Annotated in this window: 22 protein-coding genes and 1 tRNA gene; 13 read left to right on the top strand and 10 right to left on the bottom strand. The window is 58.4% G+C overall.

The window, feature by feature from the left end:
• Nucleotides 1-185: 185 nt before the first annotated feature.
• Both ACR0DJ_RS17085 and ACR0DJ_RS17080 read right to left on the bottom strand, forming a co-directional pair.
• The gene (locus ACR0DJ_RS17085; RefSeq protein WP_171172690.1) at nucleotides 186-1121 is read right to left on the bottom strand and encodes a mechanosensitive ion channel family protein; all 936 of its coding nucleotides are present in this window, start codon (nucleotides 1119-1121) and stop codon (nucleotides 186-188) included.
• A gap of 55 nt (nucleotides 1122-1176) precedes the next feature.
• Nucleotides 1177-1992: a response regulator gene (locus ACR0DJ_RS17080; protein ID WP_480685778.1), complete on the bottom strand. Its 816-nt coding sequence runs from the start codon at nucleotides 1990-1992 to the stop codon at nucleotides 1177-1179.
• 93 nt (nucleotides 1993-2085) lie between these two features.
• On the opposite strand from ACR0DJ_RS17080, the gene ACR0DJ_RS17075 reads away from it, so the two are divergent.
• Genes ACR0DJ_RS17075 through ACR0DJ_RS17060 form a run of 4 tightly spaced genes read left to right on the top strand, consistent with a single transcriptional unit; the run spans nucleotide 2086 to nucleotide 6053 of the window.
• Nucleotides 2086-2274: a NepR family anti-sigma factor gene (locus tag ACR0DJ_RS17075; RefSeq protein WP_480685776.1), complete on the top strand. Its 189-nt coding sequence runs from the start codon at nucleotides 2086-2088 to the stop codon at nucleotides 2272-2274.
• Nucleotides 2267-2812 carry an RNA polymerase sigma factor gene (locus ACR0DJ_RS17070; protein WP_480685774.1) on the top strand — a complete coding sequence of 182 codons (546 nt, stop codon included), beginning with the start codon at nucleotides 2267-2269 and terminating at the stop codon, nucleotides 2810-2812. The genes ACR0DJ_RS17075 and ACR0DJ_RS17070 overlap by 8 nt, the downstream gene beginning before the upstream one ends.
• Nucleotides 2813-2818: 6 nt before the next feature.
• Nucleotides 2819-4579, top strand: a complete 1761-nt coding sequence (locus ACR0DJ_RS17065) for a sensor histidine kinase (RefSeq protein ID WP_480685773.1) — start codon at nucleotides 2819-2821, stop codon at nucleotides 4577-4579.
• A complete protein-coding gene (locus ACR0DJ_RS17060) occupies nucleotides 4557-6053 on the top strand; it encodes a phospholipase D family protein (RefSeq protein ID WP_480685771.1) in 1497 nt (498 codons plus the stop codon). The genes ACR0DJ_RS17065 and ACR0DJ_RS17060 overlap by 23 nt, the downstream gene beginning before the upstream one ends.
• On the opposite strand, the gene ACR0DJ_RS17055 is transcribed toward ACR0DJ_RS17060, so the two are convergent.
• Genes ACR0DJ_RS17055 through ACR0DJ_RS17040 form a run of 4 tightly spaced genes read right to left on the bottom strand, consistent with a single transcriptional unit; the run spans nucleotide 6050 to nucleotide 8715 of the window.
• Nucleotides 6050-7051 carry an AI-2E family transporter gene (locus ACR0DJ_RS17055; protein WP_480685770.1) on the bottom strand — a complete coding sequence of 334 codons (1002 nt, stop codon included), beginning with the start codon at nucleotides 7049-7051 and terminating at the stop codon, nucleotides 6050-6052. The genes ACR0DJ_RS17060 and ACR0DJ_RS17055 overlap by 4 nt on opposite strands.
• Nucleotides 7052-7060: 9 nt before the next feature.
• Nucleotides 7061-7822 carry a hypothetical protein gene (locus ACR0DJ_RS17050; RefSeq protein ID WP_425079910.1) on the bottom strand — a complete coding sequence of 254 codons (762 nt, stop codon included), beginning with the start codon at nucleotides 7820-7822 and terminating at the stop codon, nucleotides 7061-7063.
• Nucleotides 7815-8213: a phage holin family protein gene (locus tag ACR0DJ_RS17045; RefSeq protein WP_171172682.1), complete on the bottom strand. Its 399-nt coding sequence runs from the start codon at nucleotides 8211-8213 to the stop codon at nucleotides 7815-7817. The genes ACR0DJ_RS17050 and ACR0DJ_RS17045 overlap by 8 nt, the downstream gene beginning before the upstream one ends.
• Nucleotides 8206-8715, bottom strand: coding sequence for a hypothetical protein (locus ACR0DJ_RS17040; RefSeq protein ID WP_480685768.1), 510 nt, complete (start codon nucleotides 8713-8715; stop codon nucleotides 8206-8208). Before ACR0DJ_RS17040 ends, ACR0DJ_RS17045 begins: the two co-directional genes overlap by 8 nt.
• 211 nt (nucleotides 8716-8926) lie before the next feature.
• Here ACR0DJ_RS17040 and ACR0DJ_RS17035 point away from each other — a divergent pair, with 211 nt between their 5' ends.
• The 3 genes from ACR0DJ_RS17035 to ACR0DJ_RS17025 all read left to right on the top strand — a co-directional run bounded on the left by ACR0DJ_RS17035 (nucleotide 8927) and on the right by ACR0DJ_RS17025 (nucleotide 10564).
• The gene (locus ACR0DJ_RS17035) at nucleotides 8927-9124 is read left to right on the top strand and encodes a CsbD family protein (RefSeq protein WP_171116905.1); all 198 of its coding nucleotides are present in this window, start codon (nucleotides 8927-8929) and stop codon (nucleotides 9122-9124) included.
• A 95-nt stretch (nucleotides 9125-9219) separates the two neighbouring features.
• A complete protein-coding gene (locus tag ACR0DJ_RS17030; protein WP_480685766.1) occupies nucleotides 9220-9840 on the top strand; it encodes a PRC-barrel domain-containing protein in 621 nt (206 codons plus the stop codon).
• A 154-nt stretch (nucleotides 9841-9994) separates the two neighbouring features.
• Nucleotides 9995-10564, top strand: a complete 570-nt coding sequence (locus tag ACR0DJ_RS17025) for a PRC-barrel domain-containing protein (protein WP_425079907.1) — start codon at nucleotides 9995-9997, stop codon at nucleotides 10562-10564.
• A gap of 87 nt (nucleotides 10565-10651) precedes the next feature.
• Here ACR0DJ_RS17025 and ACR0DJ_RS17020 read toward each other — a convergent pair whose 3' ends face one another.
• Nucleotides 10652-11401, bottom strand: a complete 750-nt coding sequence (locus ACR0DJ_RS17020) for a Crp/Fnr family transcriptional regulator (RefSeq protein ID WP_480685765.1) — start codon at nucleotides 11399-11401, stop codon at nucleotides 10652-10654.
• Nucleotides 11402-11464: 63 nt separating this feature from the next.
• On the opposite strand from ACR0DJ_RS17020, the gene ACR0DJ_RS17015 reads away from it, so the two are divergent.
• Nucleotides 11465-11863, top strand: a complete 399-nt coding sequence (locus ACR0DJ_RS17015; protein ID WP_480685764.1) for a hypothetical protein — start codon at nucleotides 11465-11467, stop codon at nucleotides 11861-11863.
• 92 nt (nucleotides 11864-11955) lie between these two features.
• Here ACR0DJ_RS17015 and ACR0DJ_RS17010 read toward each other — a convergent pair whose 3' ends face one another.
• Nucleotides 11956-12147, bottom strand: a complete 192-nt coding sequence (locus ACR0DJ_RS17010) for a PLD nuclease N-terminal domain-containing protein (RefSeq protein ID WP_093961670.1) — start codon at nucleotides 12145-12147, stop codon at nucleotides 11956-11958.
• 187 nt (nucleotides 12148-12334) lie between these two features.
• Here ACR0DJ_RS17010 and ACR0DJ_RS17005 point away from each other — a divergent pair, with 187 nt between their 5' ends.
• A complete protein-coding gene (locus ACR0DJ_RS17005) occupies nucleotides 12335-13189 on the top strand; it encodes a formate/nitrite transporter family protein (protein WP_480685763.1) in 855 nt (284 codons plus the stop codon).
• A 166-nt stretch (nucleotides 13190-13355) separates the two neighbouring features.
• Here the strand turns inward: ACR0DJ_RS17005 and ACR0DJ_RS17000 are convergent, their stop codons facing one another.
• Entirely contained in the window at nucleotides 13356-13640 is a 285-nt protein-coding gene (locus ACR0DJ_RS17000; protein ID WP_425079904.1) for a hypothetical protein, read from the bottom strand.
• Between the two features lie 123 nt (nucleotides 13641-13763).
• On the opposite strand from ACR0DJ_RS17000, the gene ACR0DJ_RS16995 reads away from it, so the two are divergent.
• The 4 genes from ACR0DJ_RS16995 to ACR0DJ_RS16980 all read left to right on the top strand — a co-directional run bounded on the left by ACR0DJ_RS16995 (nucleotide 13764) and on the right by ACR0DJ_RS16980 (nucleotide 16672).
• Nucleotides 13764-13925, top strand: a complete 162-nt coding sequence (locus tag ACR0DJ_RS16995; RefSeq protein ID WP_093961673.1) for a DUF1328 domain-containing protein — start codon at nucleotides 13764-13766, stop codon at nucleotides 13923-13925.
• 51 nt (nucleotides 13926-13976) lie between these two features.
• Entirely contained in the window at nucleotides 13977-15602 is a 1626-nt protein-coding gene (locus ACR0DJ_RS16990) for an acetolactate synthase large subunit (RefSeq protein ID WP_480685761.1), read from the top strand.
• 70 nt (nucleotides 15603-15672) lie between these two features.
• Nucleotides 15673-16173, top strand: a complete 501-nt coding sequence (locus tag ACR0DJ_RS16985; protein ID WP_170360286.1) for a Dps family protein — start codon at nucleotides 15673-15675, stop codon at nucleotides 16171-16173.
• 124 nt (nucleotides 16174-16297) lie between these two features.
• On the top strand, nucleotides 16298-16672 hold the full coding sequence (locus ACR0DJ_RS16980; protein ID WP_171116923.1) for a YidH family protein: 375 nt from the start codon (nucleotides 16298-16300) through the stop codon (nucleotides 16670-16672).
• Between the two features lie 413 nt (nucleotides 16673-17085).
• On the opposite strand, the gene ACR0DJ_RS16975 is transcribed toward ACR0DJ_RS16980, so the two are convergent.
• Nucleotides 17086-17161 (bottom strand) — tRNA-Lys (locus tag ACR0DJ_RS16975).
• Nucleotides 17162-17264: the final 103 nt, after the last annotated feature.

Below are 17264 nucleotides of genomic sequence, written 5' to 3'. Positions count from 1 at the left end.
TCTTCGGTTTTCCCAAGCATAATGGCGGACCACTTCATTGGGAGAGGATCAGGCCAACTCATTTTGGCGTTTCAGTCGCGGCAATCATTTTAGCGACCCAGCCCGATGACCGCACCTCCGTTGCTCAAACCCCTAATTTTGTCTGAAGAGTGCTGGCTTCAGGCATCTGGGGTCAACAGTCAAGGTTACTCTGCCGCGATCGCTTTTTCTCGCTGAGTCTTTTCGCCTTCAATCAACAGAGTGCGGGTCGGAAACGGAATATTGATATCCGCTTCGTCCAACGCCTCTTTGACTTTGCGCTTCATGTCTGCCTGGTATTGGAAGTAGTCCGAAGACTTGCACCAGACGCGGACAAGAAAATCGACGCTGCTGCTGCCAAGATTGTTCACCTGGATGAACGGTTCGGGGTCAGCCAGCGAACGGGCGTCCGACATGATCGTCTCGCGAATGACGCGCTCGGCCTCCGCCAAGTTGACGCCGTATCCAACGCCAAACGTCCACTCGGCACGACGGGTCTCGTAGACGGAATAGTTCTTGATGGTGTTTCCCCACACCTCGGCGTTGGGAACGATAACCTTGACGTTCCCCATATCCGCAATTTCGGTGTAGTTCAGGGTGATATCTTTTACAGTTCCGAGCACCCCATTCACGTCGACGAAATCGCCGATCTTGAGCGGCCGGAACAGGATGATCATCACGCCGGCTGCAACGTTGGACAATGTGCCTTGCAACGCAAGACCAATGGCCAAACCGGCGGCACCGATCAGCGCGATGATCGACGTCGTCTGCACCCCGAACGTGTTCAGAATGAACAGCCCGGTAAACGCCAGGATCGTATAGCGCGCCAGATTGCCAAGAAAGTTGAACAACGTATCGTCCAGGCGTTCCGATTTTTCACCGACGCCCCGGATCTTCCGGCTGACATATCTTGAAATCACAAGCCCAAGCACCAACAGGATCAGCGCGGCGATCGTGTTCGCGACAAGGCCAAGAAGGGCCTCGAGCGTCAGCAGGTCGCTCAGCGATTTCCCGTCATACAGCTCGGTATTCAGAACTTGCGACAGTTCGGCCCAAACGGTGTTCGTCACGTTCTCTGCGGTCTGTGCAATCTCGTTTTCCATGGTGTTCCTCGTGTTTCATCGCCTGAGTTTTTTCTTGCAGCGCGGTCCTGCCGGGTCAGACCTCGATCACGGCGCTAGAGGCAAAGAACATGGCCTGGCTGACGGCCGATTTGACCTGTTCTTCGGTGTAGGGTTTGGAAATCAGAAAGGCGGGTTCGGGGCCTTTGCCTGTCAGAAGGCGCTCGGGGAATGCGGTGATGAAAATGACGGGGCAATCGCCGTGCTGGGCAATGATGCGGTTCACCGCATCGATTCCGCTAGATTTGTCCGCCAGCTGAATGTCCGACAGGATCAGGTCGAACGGCTCGCGCTTGGCCAGGTCAATGGCGGCGGTCTCGGTGCGTGCGACCCCGATGACCTGGTGGCCCAGGTCGGCCACCATCGTCTCAAGATCCATCGCGATGATTGCTTCGTCTTCGATGATCAAAATGCGGCCAGAAGTGTGGCGAGCCATTTCCTCGTAGGCGATATCGATCAGCTTCTGAGCCTCGGCGGGTTCTATCTGCATAATTGCGGCGATATCGCTGACCGAGAACTCTTCGACCGTCCGTAGCAGCAAGGCCTCGCGCGTGTTCGGCGTCAGGCGTGCCAGCTGGGCGTGGGCGCGCGATTGGATGTCAAAACTGCCGCCATCAGCGTCAACGGGCATTCCCGACGTTGACCATATACCGTGAAAAACACGAAACAACGCGACCCGCGGCGCGAGATCGGCATCGAACTGGGCGGGATCTGCCAATATCGCCTCAAGCGATGCTGCGGCGTAGGCGTCGCCACTGTCCTGTGAACCGGTGAGGGCACGGGCATAACGGCGCAGAAACGGCAAGAGCGGGCCAATTTGATCTGCGACGGAAACTCCGGTCAGCTCGGTCATCTATGTTTTCCTCATTTTTTTCACTAAACTCGGGAACCAAACGCACACTGGGGCGTTATGGTTCCAGCAAAAGTGAAAATTTCTGATGATGCCATGACAAAACCACAGCCCAGCCGAGAACATCGGCAAGAAATAGAAAAGCGGATCGACGAAAACCTCAAGCGGGCTTTCGATGAGGTAGCCAACGAACCGGTTCCGGATCGGTTCGTCGATCTTCTCGAAAAACTGCGCAACCAGACCAGTGTTCCCAAAACGGGTGACGCGGGAGGCTCGGATGGTTGATCCCAGAGAAGAGCTTGTCGAACATATCGGCGCGATGCGTGCCTTTGCGATCAGCCTGTGCCGCAACGGTTCTGTTGCCGATGACATCGTGCAGGATGCGCTGATCAAGGCGTGGAGCAACATCGACTCGTTTCAGGAAGGCACCAACATGCGGGCGTGGTTGTTCACCATCGTCCGGAACACCTATTTTTCCCTGCGCCGCAAGCGCAAGCGCGAGGTCGAGGATGTGGATGGCGCGATGGCCGAAAGCCTGTCGCAAAAGCCCGACCATGACGGACGCTTGGCCTTGAAGGATTTTGCTGTTGCATTTGACCAACTGACGGATGAACAGCGCGAAGCCCTGGTGCTGGTCGGTGCACAAGGGTTTTCCTATGAGGAAGCAGCCGAGATGTGCGGCGTCGCTCTTGGAACGATCAAAAGCCGGGTGAACCGGGCCCGCGCGCAACTGGCCGAACTTATGGATCTGGATGACGACGAACCCATCGAATTGACCGATGCCGTCACGGCGTCAATCGTCCAGTCGCAACCGGCGGCCTGACGATTCATGGATGCGAAGCCGCGCAGCCTGACCGTTTATCTTGCCGCGCTGGTCACCTTGGCGCTTCTGCCTTCGGGGCTGATTGCGGTATTGCAGACACGCGCCGTGATTACCGAGGCCGACGAAAGATCGCGGGCCTCGGTTCTGGCGCGCACCATCGAAGCTGCCAGTCGGGAGCGGGAGCTACTGCAAAAAGCTGTTGGTGCAAGTTCGGGACTTACCGCCGCGCTTTCGACTGGAGGTATGGACAAAGCCGCTTGCTCGGGCCTTATGCGCCGGTTCGTCGAACGCCAGCCCGAGTTTGTATTTGCCGGATTTATCCAGCCAAACGGGGTCATGGCTTGCTCAACCGTCGAGAAGGACATCGATTTGTCGGACGCGCCCGGTTTCGGGCAGATCTCGGAAAATCCGCAGCTTACGTTTTCTGTCAATCGTGCCGGCGCGGCGACCGGGCAATCGGTGATCATCGTGACCCAACCGGTCCTGAACAGGACCGAGCTTGTGGGGTTCGTTTCCATCTCGATACCTCATGCGCTGGCGCGGACTCCCTTGGGTGTTGGCAATACTGGAAGTGACGTAGTCGTTGCCATTTTCGACGCGACCGGAGAAGTGCTGTCATCAAATGTAGGATTGGATGAGGTCAAACCATTCCTACCGCCCGCGAAAGAAAACCTGTTGGTTCTGTCCAGTTCCGGCAAAACATTTTCGGCTAAAACGGCCGACGGAGAGGATCGGGTTTTTGCAGTTGCCAGCATCATTCCGGGCGAAGTCGCCGTGATTGGCAGTTGGCCACGCGAGGCGGCGCTGGCCTCTGTCGGTGCAGGCAGCACTGCCCTGACCATTGCTTTTCCGATCCTGATGTGGGTGACCGGTCTGGGAGTTGCCTTGTGGGGCCTGCATCGATTGGTGATCCGGCATCTCGACAGCTTGCGTTCAGCCTTGCGTCGTTTCGCGTTGGGCGAGCGCGACCCAATTGAAAGCCTCGCAGGCGCCCCGCAGGAGTTTCAGCAGATCCAGACTGCATTCAACCGCATGGTCTTGTTGATCCGTGAGGCGGAGGCGCAACACGACCGGGACCTTGTCGAGAAAACGCTGCTGTTGCGCGAGGTGCACCATCGCGTCAAAAACAACCTGCAACTGATCGCTTCGATCATGAACATGCATTTGCGCAAGGCCGAAACCCCCGAGGCCCGGCGCTTGCTGGAACAGTTGCAGCGTCGGGTTCGCGGCTTGGCCATGGTGCACCAGACCCTGAACCAGAACTCGCAGATGACGACGATCAACACCGAGGCTCTGATCGGGCATTTGGTCGCCGAACTGGCGCATCGACCGCCAATTCTGGGTCAGGTGGTCGAGGTTGACTGCCGGATCGCGCCTGTCGAACTGGGGCAGGACCAGGCCGTCACGCTGTCGATGCTGGTGGCCGAGGCACTGACGAACGCGGTCAAATACGTAGGCGTTCCGCAGGACGGACCGCCGACAATTTCGGTGGAATTGACCCGACCCGACGAGAGCACCCTGCACCTGAAAATCTCCAACACGCGCGGGCAGTCGGACGACGGTGCGGATCTGTTCCACAGCGGCGGGATCGGTCAACGGCTGATGCAGGCCTTCCTCCGCCAATTGGACGGTTCCGAAACCATAACCGAGACGTCATCGCATTATGTGTATGAGGTGACCTTCGAAATCTCCGAAGTAGAAGGCGATAGCGAACCTCAGACCATTGCGGATGAGAGAGGCGGTGATGCCCGTGCCGCAGCAGAATGACTTTGAGGTCCTGATTACGGCCGCGCAAGCCTGGCCCGCCTTGGAAAACGCGGTTCTTGAGGCCCGGCACCAGATCAAGGCAAGTTTTCGGATATTCGATTTCATGACACGGCTGCGCAGCGACGAGGCGCGCCAGATCGGCGATACCTGGTTTGACCTGATCGAGCATGTCATCCGCAAGGGTGTCTCGTTTCAATTGGTCATCAGCGATTTCGATCCGATCTTCGCGACCGAGTTGCACGAGCTGAGCTGGCGCACGAAACGGCAGGCGGTTGCGCTGGCGGAAATCCTGGGTCCAGAGATCGCCTCGCGCTTGACCGTTCGCGTGTCCATGCACCCGGCACAGGCTGGCGCATTGCCGTGGGCCGCGCTGTTGCCGGCGGTTCTTCGGAAAAAGGCGCAGCGGATTCAGGAGCTGTCCCGCGAACGACGCGAACGGCAGGCAGTACGGCTGGGGTCGGACACGTTACCCCGGCTTCACACCGTGTCGCACCATCAGAAAGTCGCCGTGATCGACAATGAGATCTGCTACCTCGGCGGATTGGACTTGAACGAAAGGCGCTTTGACACACCGGATCACGATCGTCTGGCCAAAAACACCTGGTCAGACGTTCAATTGCTGGTCCGCGGACCCGAGGCCGCCGAGGCCGCGCGCCATATCGACCGGTTCGAACATGAAATCGCAACCGGACAAACGGCCCCACAGGCAACCCACCTGCGCCGCACCCTGTCCAGCCCGCGCCGGTTTGCATTCTGGCGGCTGTCGCCAAAGACCATCGCGCATGAGATCGAGGATGAGCACATAGCCGCCTTTCAAGCCGCGCGGCAACTTCTGCACATCGAGACCCAGTATTTCAGATCAACCCGGCTGGCCGAGGCCTTGGCTGAGGCGGGCCATTCCAAGCAGGATCTGAAACTGGTACTTGTTTTACCAGCCTTGCCCGAGGAAGTGGCCTTTGGCGGCCATGACGGATTGGACGCGCAATACGGGTTGGACCTGCAGGCCAAATGCCTGGAGATCATTCAGCAGGGGTTCCAAGACCGGGTTTCGGTGTCGACCCCGGTCCAACCGATTTCGGCCAGTGGGGCCGATGCCAGCGCTGAAGTTCTGAGCGGGTCTCCGATCATTCACGTTCACAACAAAGTTCTGGTGGTGGATGACCATCATGCTTTGGTCGGGTCCGCCAACCTGAACGGACGGTCTTTGCGGTGGGACACAGAAGTCGCCCTTCGGGTCACCGACCGGCAGCGGGTCGCGGTTCTGCGGCAGGCCCTGGTGGACCATTGGTGGTTCTCGGATGATCTGAGCAAACCGATCGAGCCCGATGCCATGTTCGCGTGGTGGGGGCGAGAGGTACAGGCCAACGGCGTGCGGCGCCCCGAAGCGCGCAGCGGCTTCCTGGTCCCGCATGACGCCGACGTTGCGCGCGACATGCGGCAACCGCTTCCGGGGGTCACTGAAAACATCGTTTAGGTGGGCGCGACCGGGCTCATGACCTTGGGGTTCATCAACACGCCGAACCACAGCAGGATCGGGAGTGCGACGATTGCGCCGACCGGCCCCCACAGCCAAAGCCCAAAGATGATGGCGATGAACACGACCAACGGGTTCACCTGCAGACGTTGGCCGACGAAGGCGGGTGTTACGAATTGTGCTTCAGAAAGATTGATCGCCAGGAAAACCAGGGGGGGCAACAGGGCCGCGGCTCCACCGAACTGGGTTAAACCGGCGATCAGAAGGCCGGTCAGGATCATCAGCGGGCCGAGATACGGCACAAAATTCAGAAGGCCGGCGGCCACCCCCCAGACCACGGCGTCATTGATGCCGATCAGCCCCAAGGCCACAGCCGTTACCGTCCCGAGGCCGATATTGACCAACGTCACGGCAGCGAAATAGCGATAGACCGCGCGGTCAGCCAGATACAGCCGCTCTTTCAGGGGACCGGCTGCGGCATAGAGCTCGGGCCGGGTCAAAACGAAAAAGAACAGCGTGCCGATGAAAATCAGGATCTTTGATCCGAAATTGGGCGCCAGCCACAAGGCATCCATCACCGACGGAAGGGCGGATTCCGTTTCCGCTGCCCCATCGGCGCCGACGGTTTCCTCGATCTCGCGTCCAAGCGTTTCGATACCCCGAATGAATTCGGACATCGCGGCGACCCAAGAGCGCAACTCGCGTTTGATGGCAGGCAACTGTTCGACCAGCGTGGACAGCAATGGTTCGAGCAGAAGGAACGCCGCGACAATGACGGTGCTGGTCACGAACAACAGTGCCGAGGCGGATATCACACGTGGGCAACCGACCTTCTCAAGCTTGTCGGCAAGCGGGGCGACCACGACCCCCAAAACCAACGCAAAGGTGATCGGAGCGACGATGGACCGGGCCAGGTACAAAGCGGTGATGATGGCGATCCCGGTCAGGATCGCCAGCATTGCACGCAAGGCCGATGGAGAGCTGAAGACAGTTGGCATGGGCGCGCTTCACTGACTGCGCAAAGCGTCAGAGGCCCGATCAGCCGCGTCATCCAGCCGTGCATTGGCCGCGGCATGCAGCTTGTCCAGTTCTTCGTTGAAAACCTTTTGGGCGTGACGCATCAGCTGATCGCGCCGATGGCCCAGCAGCTTGTCCTCCTTGCGAGTGTTGGGCAGCAGAGCGCCAGCCAGAATACCTACGCCCAGCGCCAATGCGCCGGCTGCCAGCGGCTGATCATGGACGAAGGTCTGCGAGGCCTTCGCCGCCTTCCGCGCACGCTTCTCGACCGCTTGCTGCGCACCGATTGCGGCCTTGCGCGCTTCGATCACACGGGCACGGGCCTGGGGTGAGAGCTTGTCCAGACCACGATCCAAGGCGGCGGACAGCACGCTGGCAGATTGGCTGTGTTCAGTCATTCCGGTCATCTCCTGTTTCATACGGCTGTCAGCGTTGGCGACACGCCGGTCAAACCCGTCGAAGGCCTGCTGCGGGGGTACGGCCTGGCGCGGGGATTGGGTGCTTTTTGAGCCAGACCCGGGACCCGCAACCAAAAGGGCTGCTCCTGCACCGAACAGAGCAAAGGCGGCCGGGTTTTTTCGAGCCGCGGACCAGAGTTGCGCACCGATCTGCCCGCCATAGGTTTCGAGCGTCGATTTCGCCTCGTCTGCCAGGCGCTGCGGTGCCAGCGTATCCGACAGAGCATTCAGCGAGCGTGCAAGAGCGCTGCGTTCGTATGCGATCTGCGTTTCAAGAGGTGTCAGGTCAGACATGGGTCGACTCCTTCATCGCTTCGATGTCGCGCTGCAGGTTTTTCATGGCTTGCTCGGGGACCAGCGCGGTAGCGGACAGGCGGGACCGGCCAAAAAGCGCCAGGCACCCAGCAACCAGTGCCAAGCCCGCGCCAACGAGCAACGAGGCCATACCCACCGAAAAACCATTGGCGGCGATATATGCGACCAGGGATGTCGCCATGAGGTTCAGTGCGATCATCAAAAGGATCAGAGCAATGCCAAGGCAGGCCAGCCCTAAGCCCGCTCGCGTCAGGTTTCGGGACAACTCCTCCTTGGCAAGCTTTACCTCAGCCTGAAGCAAACCCGACAGATGTTTGAGCGCGTTTGCCAAAAGCCCCGGTGCAGATCGCAGATCGTTGGGGTTATGCATCGCGGCCACCATTCATTCGCGCCAACGCGCTGGTGTGGCCCGAGGTATCGACCGAGGTCCCATGCGGCAGCGACGGATCAATATCCCAAGGATCTGCACCAAAAGATGCGGATTGGGCCGCGCCCGTATTGCGCGCGCTCAGGAAACGGGCCGCGGCAAACCCGGCCAGGGCAGCCGATCCGACGAACAACAGCGGGTTTTCGCGGGCGAAATCAGACACCTTTCGGCTCATACTGGCCAAGTCGGCAGAGCGGACTTGCCCAGCCACAGCTTCCATGTTGTCCGCAATCCTCGACAAGACCTGATGCTGCACCGATTGGTCGGGAAATGCATCGGCAGCTGCGTCGGCTGCATGAGCGGCGCTCTCAACCTCCTGCGCTGCGCTGTCCTTCAGTGATTCGGCCCGGGCCGAGGCTTCAGCGGTCACGGTGTCCTTGACCTTGCCGGCCAGATCCTGGGCATGGGCTTTTGCTTTCTCCGTGGTCTCGGTTCGACGTGGCATGGTTCGATCTCCTGTGTTGAGGTCTCGGTCCTCCAACGCATGGAAGGCGAGATTGTTCCCAAGACCAGTTCGAACGCCACTGAGGACACAGTTCGGTATCTGCCCGAACCCTCATTTTTCGGGCCAACGCAGAAATATCGCCGGTGCCCGGAACCAGTTCGAGTTTGATGCGTTTCACTGACAGCGACGAAGCAATCGAAAGGAATTTACGATGAACTGGGACCAAATTCTTGGACGCTGGACCGAATTCAAAGGCAAGCTGATCGAGCGTTTCGGCGATTTGACCGATGATGAGATCGAGCAAGCCCGCGGCGATCGCGAGCAACTGGAAGGCATCATCCAAAAAAAATACGGAGATTCGAAAGAAGACGTTCGGGAAATCGTGGATCGCCTGATCAAGGACATGTAGCCCGAAGGTGGATGCGCACATCGCGCGGGGCGGCATCAAGTCAATGGCGCCCCACAGACTCCCAAGATCGGCCCCAACAGGTAATCACGAGCGCCATGAAACTGTCTTCCCTCATCAACACGCCCGTTGTCCCAGCTGGAACCGACCACGCAATTGGTCGCATTTCCGATATCGCCATTCGCGCTGGGCAGACCGAGTTGGAGTACGTCTTGGTCAATTTGAGCGTGGCCGGAGGGAATGACCCGGTGGCTTTGACCGCCGATACGCTCGAACTTGGTGCAAGCGAGGTAGTGTGCGCGTTATCCCAACACCAAGTGAATCATCTTCGACAACGCGAAGGAGGCGAAGATCCCCTTGCAGTGGACATTGAAGGCCTGCCGCCCCTGGTCGTAGGGCCGTTCGGCAACGCGATTGCTCCGGTTGTGTTGGGGGCGGTCCTGAATGACGCTCTCCGCCAACGCCCGCAACCCACGCCACCCGGTAGCAACTTCCGATGGTTTACGAAGTTGCAGGGCAACCCAGTGTTTGACGCGACTGGTGAGTTGGGCAGATTCAAGGAGATTGAGTTCGACCCTGACACCAAGGCACTGCGGTTTCTTCTGATCGACGGGCGACCCGATATCCTAAGTGTTCCGTTCGCTGAGTTACGCAATATTCCCGACGACGAACACTACATGGTTCTATCCAGGTCTTCCGACCCGCTGCACCCGGTCTGAAGGTCTGGACACGGCTTGTAAAACCGCGCAGTTGCGCGGTTTTATTATTTCAAAACAAATATTTCTGAAATTTTTTGGGAACAAGTCGGGCCGTCATTCGTTTGTTCAACAAGACCGCGGGAAATGCGGTCAGAACAGACCAAAGGAGTGAGCTATGAAACGTTTTCTGACCACAACTTCGATCGTTCTGGTGATGTCGGCATCGGCCTACGCAGAAAGCTCGAATGTCGAAGAAGTCGGCAAGAACCTGGAAGAGGCAGCCGAGGCAGCCGGTGATGCGCTGTCGAATACCGCGCAGGACATCAAGAACGCTGCGCAGAACACGGCGGAAGACGTCGACCAGGCAGCCGAAGCAACCGGTCAGTACATCAGCGAAAAAGCCGGACAGATGGCTGATGCGGTCGATCCCACCACCATCGACATCGAAGGTTATGTCCCCGTTGCCCAAGGCACCATCCCGGCCGAAGATCTGACCGGCATGCGCGTCTATGACGTTTCGCAAGAGTGGATCGGTGAGATTGAAGAGGTCGTCGTCGACATGGACGGATCGGTCGAAGGGGCCGTGATCGGCGTCGGCGGGTTCCTCGGCCTGGGGGAAAAGGATGTTCTGATCGATTTCTCGCGCGTGTCGCTGATGCGTGAAGTCGATGGTGACACCACCCATGCATTTGTTCACGCGGACAAAGAGATGCTGAAGGATATGCCGGCCTACGAAGGGTCGTAAACCGGCTCCTCAGTCGCAAAACTCGTGATCAAGCCGCCGGCCGATTTTTCGGTCGGCGGTTCTTCAATTCCTGTCCATCCGCCGCGATTAGATCAGCGGGCGCGAAACGGCTTCGGTGATTTCGACCAAGCCAAGCTCGGCCAGACCCTCAAGGTCTTTAATCAGCAGCACATTGTTGACCCACTCGGCCAGGCCGAGATCCTTCAGTCGGCGCAGGGTCTTGTTCGTGTGAACCAGCGACAAGCCCAACGCATCCGCAAGATCCTGCTGCCGGTAAGGCAGCGGACACCGCAAGCCTTTGGCCAATCCGACAGCCTGCGACCGTATGTAGAAACGGTGCAGGCTCCACGCGATCTTCTCGATCGCACCGCGCTGGCCAACGGTTGTCAGGGCATCGCCCAGGAAATGCTCTTCGACGGCGGCCAGGAATGTCAGGTCAAAGGCCCGATCAGGCTGATTCTGATATAACTCGAATAACCGCGAGCGATTGAACACACACAGCCGCATCGCGGTTGTCGCTTCGACCGAATGCCGCATCTCGCCCATGACGCCAGCCTGCAGCCCGACCAGATCGCCAGGAAGAACAAAGCCGATGACCTGCCTGCGACCGTTTTCGAGCGTTTTGTAACGAACGCCCATCCCGCTCAGAACCGTGAACAGATGCGCGGATTTCGCGCCCTCGATGAACAGTTGTGTTCCGGGTTCGGCCTGCATCTCACCGGTTTTGAAACCCTGCATGAATCGCAGGTCGTCTTCCGAGAACGGCAGGAAGACGTCCATCTGCCTCAGCGGACAGTCCCTACATGCGATCAGAGAATTTTTTCGTTGCTGTGTCATAGTTTATTGCGGCGCTGTGGGACTGCCCTAGGGTGGCATCGAACAGATTTCAGGATGGTATTTATGGAAGCCTCTTCCCGCAGCGTAGCAGATGTTTTGATTGTTACGGAAAACTTTATCGAAGCAGCGGACATCAGTGACGCCATCCCCGCAGTTCCAACCGATCGCATTGTCCATATCCGCGAGCTGCACGCGGGCGGGCATTTCTGGCAGGATCCCAAATTCGCCCCGGCCTTGAGCGTTCTGAGCTATCGCAGAAGTGAGACGTCATTTGACGCCGTCGCGCGGCTGTTGGCCGAGCGCGGCAGTACACTGTTGCTGTTGGACCCGTCCCCCGAGGTGCAAGCGCAATTTGAATGTGCGGCACTGATACGGCCTTTTTCTGCCGCAGATCTTGCACGCAAGATCGCAGCCATTGATTTCAGTGGGAACGGCTTGAAGATCGGCGCTGATCCTGGGTGAACTGGCACAAGGCCCATTTTACCATCTATACAGTTGACTCAAAAAAGCGCGGCCGATGCCGCGCTTTTTTGTACCGACAATTTCCGCGCTGATCAGATCGCGCTGCGCGCGGCCTTCGGGCCAAAGATCAGCCAGCAGATGAATCCGATGACCGGAAGCAACAGAACGAAAAGGACCCACAGAATTTTCGCACCGGTCGTCGCAGACGAGCCGATGATCGAAATAATGGCCCAGATCGACAAAACCAGGACGATCAGACCGCCAATGCCATATACTTCCACCATACCGAAGTTCCTTTCGAATTACGTGTCGTTGTTCCTACAAGGACACAACGCGATAGGTGGCTAAAAGTTCCCGACAAAGATCTGGGCGTGATCCCAGTTCTCGCACGAGGCTTGAGGATTTTTGCGCCTGATGGAACCAAAACGACCGGCAGAACGTTGGGTTTGAAGGTCGATACAAGGGGTCAAAATGTCCGATACACACAACGCGCTGCGAGACGATCTTGTCGAGAAAGAGAGTGAGCGCGAAGCGGTCGAAGAAGCGTCCGGGCTGTCTCCGCGCCTGATATTCGAGACCATCCGCCAAAACGGTGAGGAGGAACTGGACCGCCCGACCAAAGCGTTGTTCTGGTCCGGGATTGCCGCTGGAGTGCTGATCAGCTTTTCGGTGCTGGGCGAAGCGATCTTGCGGGCACATCTGCCCGAAACCAGCGGGCGCTTTCTGATCGAGAACCTGGGTTATTCCCTCGGCTTTGTCTTAGTCATCCTGGGGCGGATGCAGCTATTCACCGAGAACACGATTACGACCGTCGTTCCAGCCATGATAAATCCGTCCGTCGCGTGCTTCACCAAAACCGCGAGGCTGTGGGCAATCGTTCTGGGTGCCAATGTGCTGGGGGCGTTTGCGATATCTGCCTTCCTGATCTATACGCCGGTGTTGTCGCCCCAACTCGTCGCGGTCATCAACGACCTGAGCCACCACGCCACCGGCATGGGCGCCTGGGTTGGCTTTCTGCGCGGGATACCGGCGGGGATCCTGATTGCGGCGATCGTTTGGATGCTGCCTTCGGCACAGAACAACGAGGTGCTGGTCATCGTAATCTTCACCTGGATGATTGCGGCCGGTGACTTTACCCACGTCGTTGCCGGATCGGTGGAAATGGCGGTTCTGATGCTTCAGGGGCAGTTGCCACCAGACGCAGCCGTTTTCAGCTTTTTCCTGCCCGTTCTGGCCGGCAACATCATCGGAGGAACCGCTGTCTTCACGATGCTGGCCTATGCCCAGATCAAACCCGAAATAGAAGAAGACCCAAAGCGCGGCTGAGGCGCTTTGGGTCTTTGGGATGGCGGGTTGGTTGGCATGGCAGTGACGAATAGCGCTGTCAACGATTCCTGATGAAGAACCAGATCAGTAGACCGGCCAAACCCAAGCCGAGCATGGCCGGCAATACGTACTCGATGCCCATATCGGTCGCAAAGTATCGCGTGTTCTAACCGCGGTCCGCTTTGCGCAACGCGAGGCCCAGCAGGACACCCGCGCCCAACGCTCCGACCATAGCCAGACCCGGGTTCTCGCGCACGAATGCGGCGCCCTTCTCGGATGTCTGTGTCAGCTGCTTTTGCGCCTCGTCGCGCGCCGTCTTCAACGTGTCACGCGTTGCGGTTACGCCATCTTCCAACGCTGATTTGGCCTCCTTGGCCACTTCGTCGATCCGCGCCGCCATCTCTGCATGCGGAGTGTCCTGAGGGGTCTTCTTCGCCGTTTTCTGTGTCATGTCAGATCTCCTTTCATCAACCCAACGCGGGCGGTCGCCAATGGTTCCACCAAAATAACCCGGAACCAATCCGGGGTTCCAAGCGTTGACCCATCAGCAATCACAGAAATGAAAGGAAATCCCATGTTGTCTTGGGCGCTGATCTTTTTCGCACTTGCTATCGTTGCTGGCATCTTCGGGTTTGGCGGCATCGCGTCGGCCTCGGCCGGTATCGCGCAGATCCTTTTCGTGATCTTTCTGGTCCTGTTCATCGGTTCGCTGATCTTGCGGCTGATCCGTGGGTAAGCCCCCGCGCATCCGCAATCCCTGAAACAGTACCCCGAGGTTCAAAGCCCCATGAAAGATGCCATACATACCCAAACCGCCGCCGAATTGCTGGTTGCCTGCCTGGAAGCCAACGGCGTGACCTGTGCATTCGGTGTTCCGGGTGAGGAAACAACCGATCTGATCGCCGCAATCGACCAGTCGAGCATCGACTTCGTCCTGTGCCGGCACGAGCAATCGGCGGCGTTCATGGCATCGGTTCACGGTCGATTGACGGGGAACCCGGCGGTATGCCTCTCGACACTTGGACCTGGTGCGACCAACCTTGTCACCGGTGTGGCTGACGCCACGCTTGACCATGTGCCGCTGATCGCCCTCACGGGACAGGGTGCGCGGTCCAGGCTGGGCCGCGAAAGCCATCAGATCATCGATATCGAAGCACTCTTCGCGCCGGTCACCAAGTCGAGCCGAACGCTGATGGTCGCGGATGAAATCCCCCAAGTCGTGGCCGAGGCCGTGCGATTGAGCAAGCTCGACAAACCCGGAGCCGTCCATCTTTCCCTGCCCGAGGATCTGGCCGAGGTCCTGATTCTGGCCGAACCTTTCGTGGCGCCGCCCCCGGCCGAGGTGCGACCGGCGGCCGATGCGGTCATCCGTTCCGCGCGCCTGCTGGCCGAGGCGAAAAAGCCTTTGATTCTTGCAGGGCACGGGGTGATCCGATCTGGCACCGCAAGCGACGTTCGGGCACTTGCAGACAGCCTTTCTGCCCCGGTCGTCACGACATTCATGGGCAAAGGCGTTTTGCCTCCGGGGCACCCGCTCTCGCTGCATTCGATCGGTCAACCGGGCAAGGAGTTGGCGTCTGAAGCCTTCGACCTGTGCGACCTGATCATTGCCATCGGGTTTGACCCGGTTGAATATCCACCCTCGAACATCTCTATGGGCGGTAAGAAGCCGGTTCTCGAGATCTCGGATGTGGCCTCGACTGTTGATGTGGACTGGCCGGTAAAGGCCGCTCTGACCGGGGACCTTCCGCACTGCATCGACGTTCTGGCGAAGGCCTCGGCCGAACGTCCCGCACAAAGCTGGTTCAAAGGTCTCCAGCGGAAGATTGACGCCTCGCTGGAAGGTGGAGCAACAGCTTCCGATGCCGCCTGCGTCGCGCCGTCGGACATTTGTCAGGCGATTTCCGAAACGCTTCGCGAAAGCGACGTTCTGTTGTCTGGCGTGGGCCTGCACAAACTTTGGGTCGCCAGCAAAGTTCAAGCACGCCGAGCGGGTCAGATCATCATTCCGAACGGCCTGGCCGGTATGGGCCTTGCGCTGCCCGGAGCGATCGAGGCGGCCCGTCTGTTGGACGAGGGTCGGGTGATCGCCGTTTGCGGTGATGGGGATTTCCTGATGAACGTTCAGGAGATGGAGACGGCGGCCCGTTTGTGCGTGCCCGTTACTGTTCTGGTCTGGGAAGACAACGGCTATAGTCTGATCGACGAAAAACAGCCTGGTGCGCGCGAGTTTTCCTTCGGCAATCCCGATTGGGAGTCGCTGGCCCGATCCTTTGGCTGGGTCTACCACGACATCGAAAGCCGCAGCAAACTTGCTCCTGCGCTGCAGGCTGCGGCCGACGTCGCCGTTCCAACCCTGCTGCGGGTTTCGGTCGACTATTCCGCTGATGGCGGGATGCCCACTGTCACCTGATTTTTTTCGTCGAAAGTGGAACAACGCCAGGCTTTGGGCGTTTCTTCCCCAGTAGAAAAAAGGAGTTGTCATGACCGACGCATTGAACGTTGTCCCGAACGAAAACCCCGTTTCCACTGGCGTGCGCGACACCGCACCCTTGGCCAAGGGTCTGGCTGATGTTCTGGCCGACACCTACCGGCTGACCTTCAAGACACATGCGTATCACTGGAACGTGGAAGGCCCGCTGTTCTATTCGATCCACAAGCTGACCGAAGAACAGTACGAAAACATGTTCGCCGCCGCTGATGAGATCGCGGAACGCATCCGCGCGCTGGGACATCTGGCGCCCTCGCGCATGTCCGACATCCTGGATTTCTCGGCCATCAAGGATCGCGAAGGGGACCTGTCCGCCGCCGACATGATCGAAGATCTGGCTGCTGATCACGAGCGGGTGGCGCACCGCCTGCACGCCCTGACCGAGCTTGCAGGAAGCCGCAAAGACGTCGTGACCGAAGATCTGGCGACCGAACGTTCGGCATTTCATGAGCAGGCAGCTTGGATGCTGCGGGCGATCTCGAAATCAAGCTGACGCAGTGACCGGGCGCGTGTGTCGTTTTGCGACCCAACTGTGCGCGTTTAAGGTCTTGGGCAGGCTTGCCGAAAAACCGGCAAGCCTGCACATTCCGATCTAGTGACTAGTCCAAAGGGCGGCAATGTCTGAAAAAAACACGAAAAGCCAAAACTTGGCCGAGGAGCGGACCGACTGGGCCGAAGACCGCACTATATTGGCAAATGAGCGTACGTTTGCTGGCTGGATGAGAACCGGAATGGCATGCGTGGCCATTGCCCTTGGCCTCAAGGCCGTATTTTCCGCCGTCGAACCCGAGTGGCTGGCGAAGGCTGCAGCCACTCTTTTTGTGTTGATCTCGCTGCTGATCTATTGGGGAGCGTGGATGAACGCCCGCCGCGTGTATTCCCGATTGGAAGCGCACAGCGCCCAACCGGCATCTCGCTTCCACTTGCAATTGGTTGTTGGAAGCCTGTCCCTCGGATCAATCGCATGTTGCCTTGTGTTGTGGCTTGTCTAAGCGGGCTTGCGCGGACATAGCCTTCGTGCCAGTCAAGACCGGACTCCTGAATCTCGTGGCGATCGCGGTCTAGGCGTCTTATAAGGCTCCGAGCTGTCGTTCCAACGACATGACGCTTGTTGACTTGTGTGTCGAGGCCTGGAACGAGGCCATCATTGCACATAACCCGCCCGCGCAAATCAATAAACACTCGCCGATGAAAGCTGGTCAGCGTTTTTGACGAAAGATGATGCAGACGCACTTCCTTTGAAGGAATGCTTAAAAAAACCTGACATCAGCTAGGCTGGCTACGGGTTTGAACTAGGGTTAGAAATCAGCGGCTTTTGTCCCCCATTCAAAGCGACTGTTCTTGCTGAGCAAGTAGCAACACAATCTCTACAGCGCATAACACATTATTCTAACTTAGAAAAAAGTGGTGAGCCGTGCAGGATTCGAACCTGCGACCCACTGATTAAAAGTCAGTTGCTCTACCAACTGAGCTAACGGCCCACTCTTTTGTTGGATCTGTTGATCCGTGGCGCTCTTTACGGCAATTCCCCAACCAGGTTCAAGCCCTTAATTTGCGCCTCGTTTCGCCGTAACAACGCGTGTT

The sequence above is a fragment of the Ruegeria sp. BF10 genome (assembly GCF_056538725.1).
Note: the sequence above shows the minus strand (reverse complement) of the source record. Positions and strands in the feature narration are given on the sequence as shown.

Coding starts and splice junctions, on each gene's coding strand:
- ACR0DJ_RS17085 (WP_171172690.1), bottom strand. CDS start 1,121: ATGGAAAACGAGATTGCACAGACCGCAGAGAACGTGACGAACACCGTT.
- ACR0DJ_RS17080 (WP_480685778.1), bottom strand. CDS start 1,992: ATGACCGAGCTGACCGGAGTTTCCGTCGCAGATCAAATTGGCCCGCTC.
- ACR0DJ_RS17075 (WP_480685776.1), top strand. CDS start 2,086: ATGACAAAACCACAGCCCAGCCGAGAACATCGGCAAGAAATAGAAAAG.
- ACR0DJ_RS17070 (WP_480685774.1), top strand. CDS start 2,267: ATGGTTGATCCCAGAGAAGAGCTTGTCGAACATATCGGCGCGATGCGT.
- ACR0DJ_RS17065 (WP_480685773.1), top strand. CDS start 2,819: ATGGATGCGAAGCCGCGCAGCCTGACCGTTTATCTTGCCGCGCTGGTC.
- ACR0DJ_RS17060 (WP_480685771.1), top strand. CDS start 4,557: ATGCCCGTGCCGCAGCAGAATGACTTTGAGGTCCTGATTACGGCCGCG.
- ACR0DJ_RS17055 (WP_480685770.1), bottom strand. CDS start 7,051: ATGCCAACTGTCTTCAGCTCTCCATCGGCCTTGCGTGCAATGCTGGCG.
- ACR0DJ_RS17050 (WP_425079910.1), bottom strand. CDS start 7,822: ATGTCTGACCTGACACCTCTTGAAACGCAGATCGCATACGAACGCAGC.
- ACR0DJ_RS17045 (WP_171172682.1), bottom strand. CDS start 8,213: ATGCATAACCCCAACGATCTGCGATCTGCACCGGGGCTTTTGGCAAAC.
- ACR0DJ_RS17040 (WP_480685768.1), bottom strand. CDS start 8,715: ATGCCACGTCGAACCGAGACCACGGAGAAAGCAAAAGCCCATGCCCAG.
- ACR0DJ_RS17035 (WP_171116905.1), top strand. CDS start 8,927: ATGAACTGGGACCAAATTCTTGGACGCTGGACCGAATTCAAAGGCAAG.
- ACR0DJ_RS17030 (WP_480685766.1), top strand. CDS start 9,220: ATGAAACTGTCTTCCCTCATCAACACGCCCGTTGTCCCAGCTGGAACC.
- ACR0DJ_RS17025 (WP_425079907.1), top strand. CDS start 9,995: ATGAAACGTTTTCTGACCACAACTTCGATCGTTCTGGTGATGTCGGCA.
- ACR0DJ_RS17020 (WP_480685765.1), bottom strand. CDS start 11,401: ATGACACAGCAACGAAAAAATTCTCTGATCGCATGTAGGGACTGTCCG.
- ACR0DJ_RS17015 (WP_480685764.1), top strand. CDS start 11,465: ATGGAAGCCTCTTCCCGCAGCGTAGCAGATGTTTTGATTGTTACGGAA.
- ACR0DJ_RS17010 (WP_093961670.1), bottom strand. CDS start 12,147: ATGGTGGAAGTATATGGCATTGGCGGTCTGATCGTCCTGGTTTTGTCG.
- ACR0DJ_RS17005 (WP_480685763.1), top strand. CDS start 12,335: ATGTCCGATACACACAACGCGCTGCGAGACGATCTTGTCGAGAAAGAG.
- ACR0DJ_RS17000 (WP_425079904.1), bottom strand. CDS start 13,640: ATGACACAGAAAACGGCGAAGAAGACCCCTCAGGACACTCCGCATGCA.
- ACR0DJ_RS16995 (WP_093961673.1), top strand. CDS start 13,764: ATGTTGTCTTGGGCGCTGATCTTTTTCGCACTTGCTATCGTTGCTGGC.
- ACR0DJ_RS16990 (WP_480685761.1), top strand. CDS start 13,977: ATGAAAGATGCCATACATACCCAAACCGCCGCCGAATTGCTGGTTGCC.
- ACR0DJ_RS16985 (WP_170360286.1), top strand. CDS start 15,673: ATGACCGACGCATTGAACGTTGTCCCGAACGAAAACCCCGTTTCCACT.
- ACR0DJ_RS16980 (WP_171116923.1), top strand. CDS start 16,298: ATGTCTGAAAAAAACACGAAAAGCCAAAACTTGGCCGAGGAGCGGACC.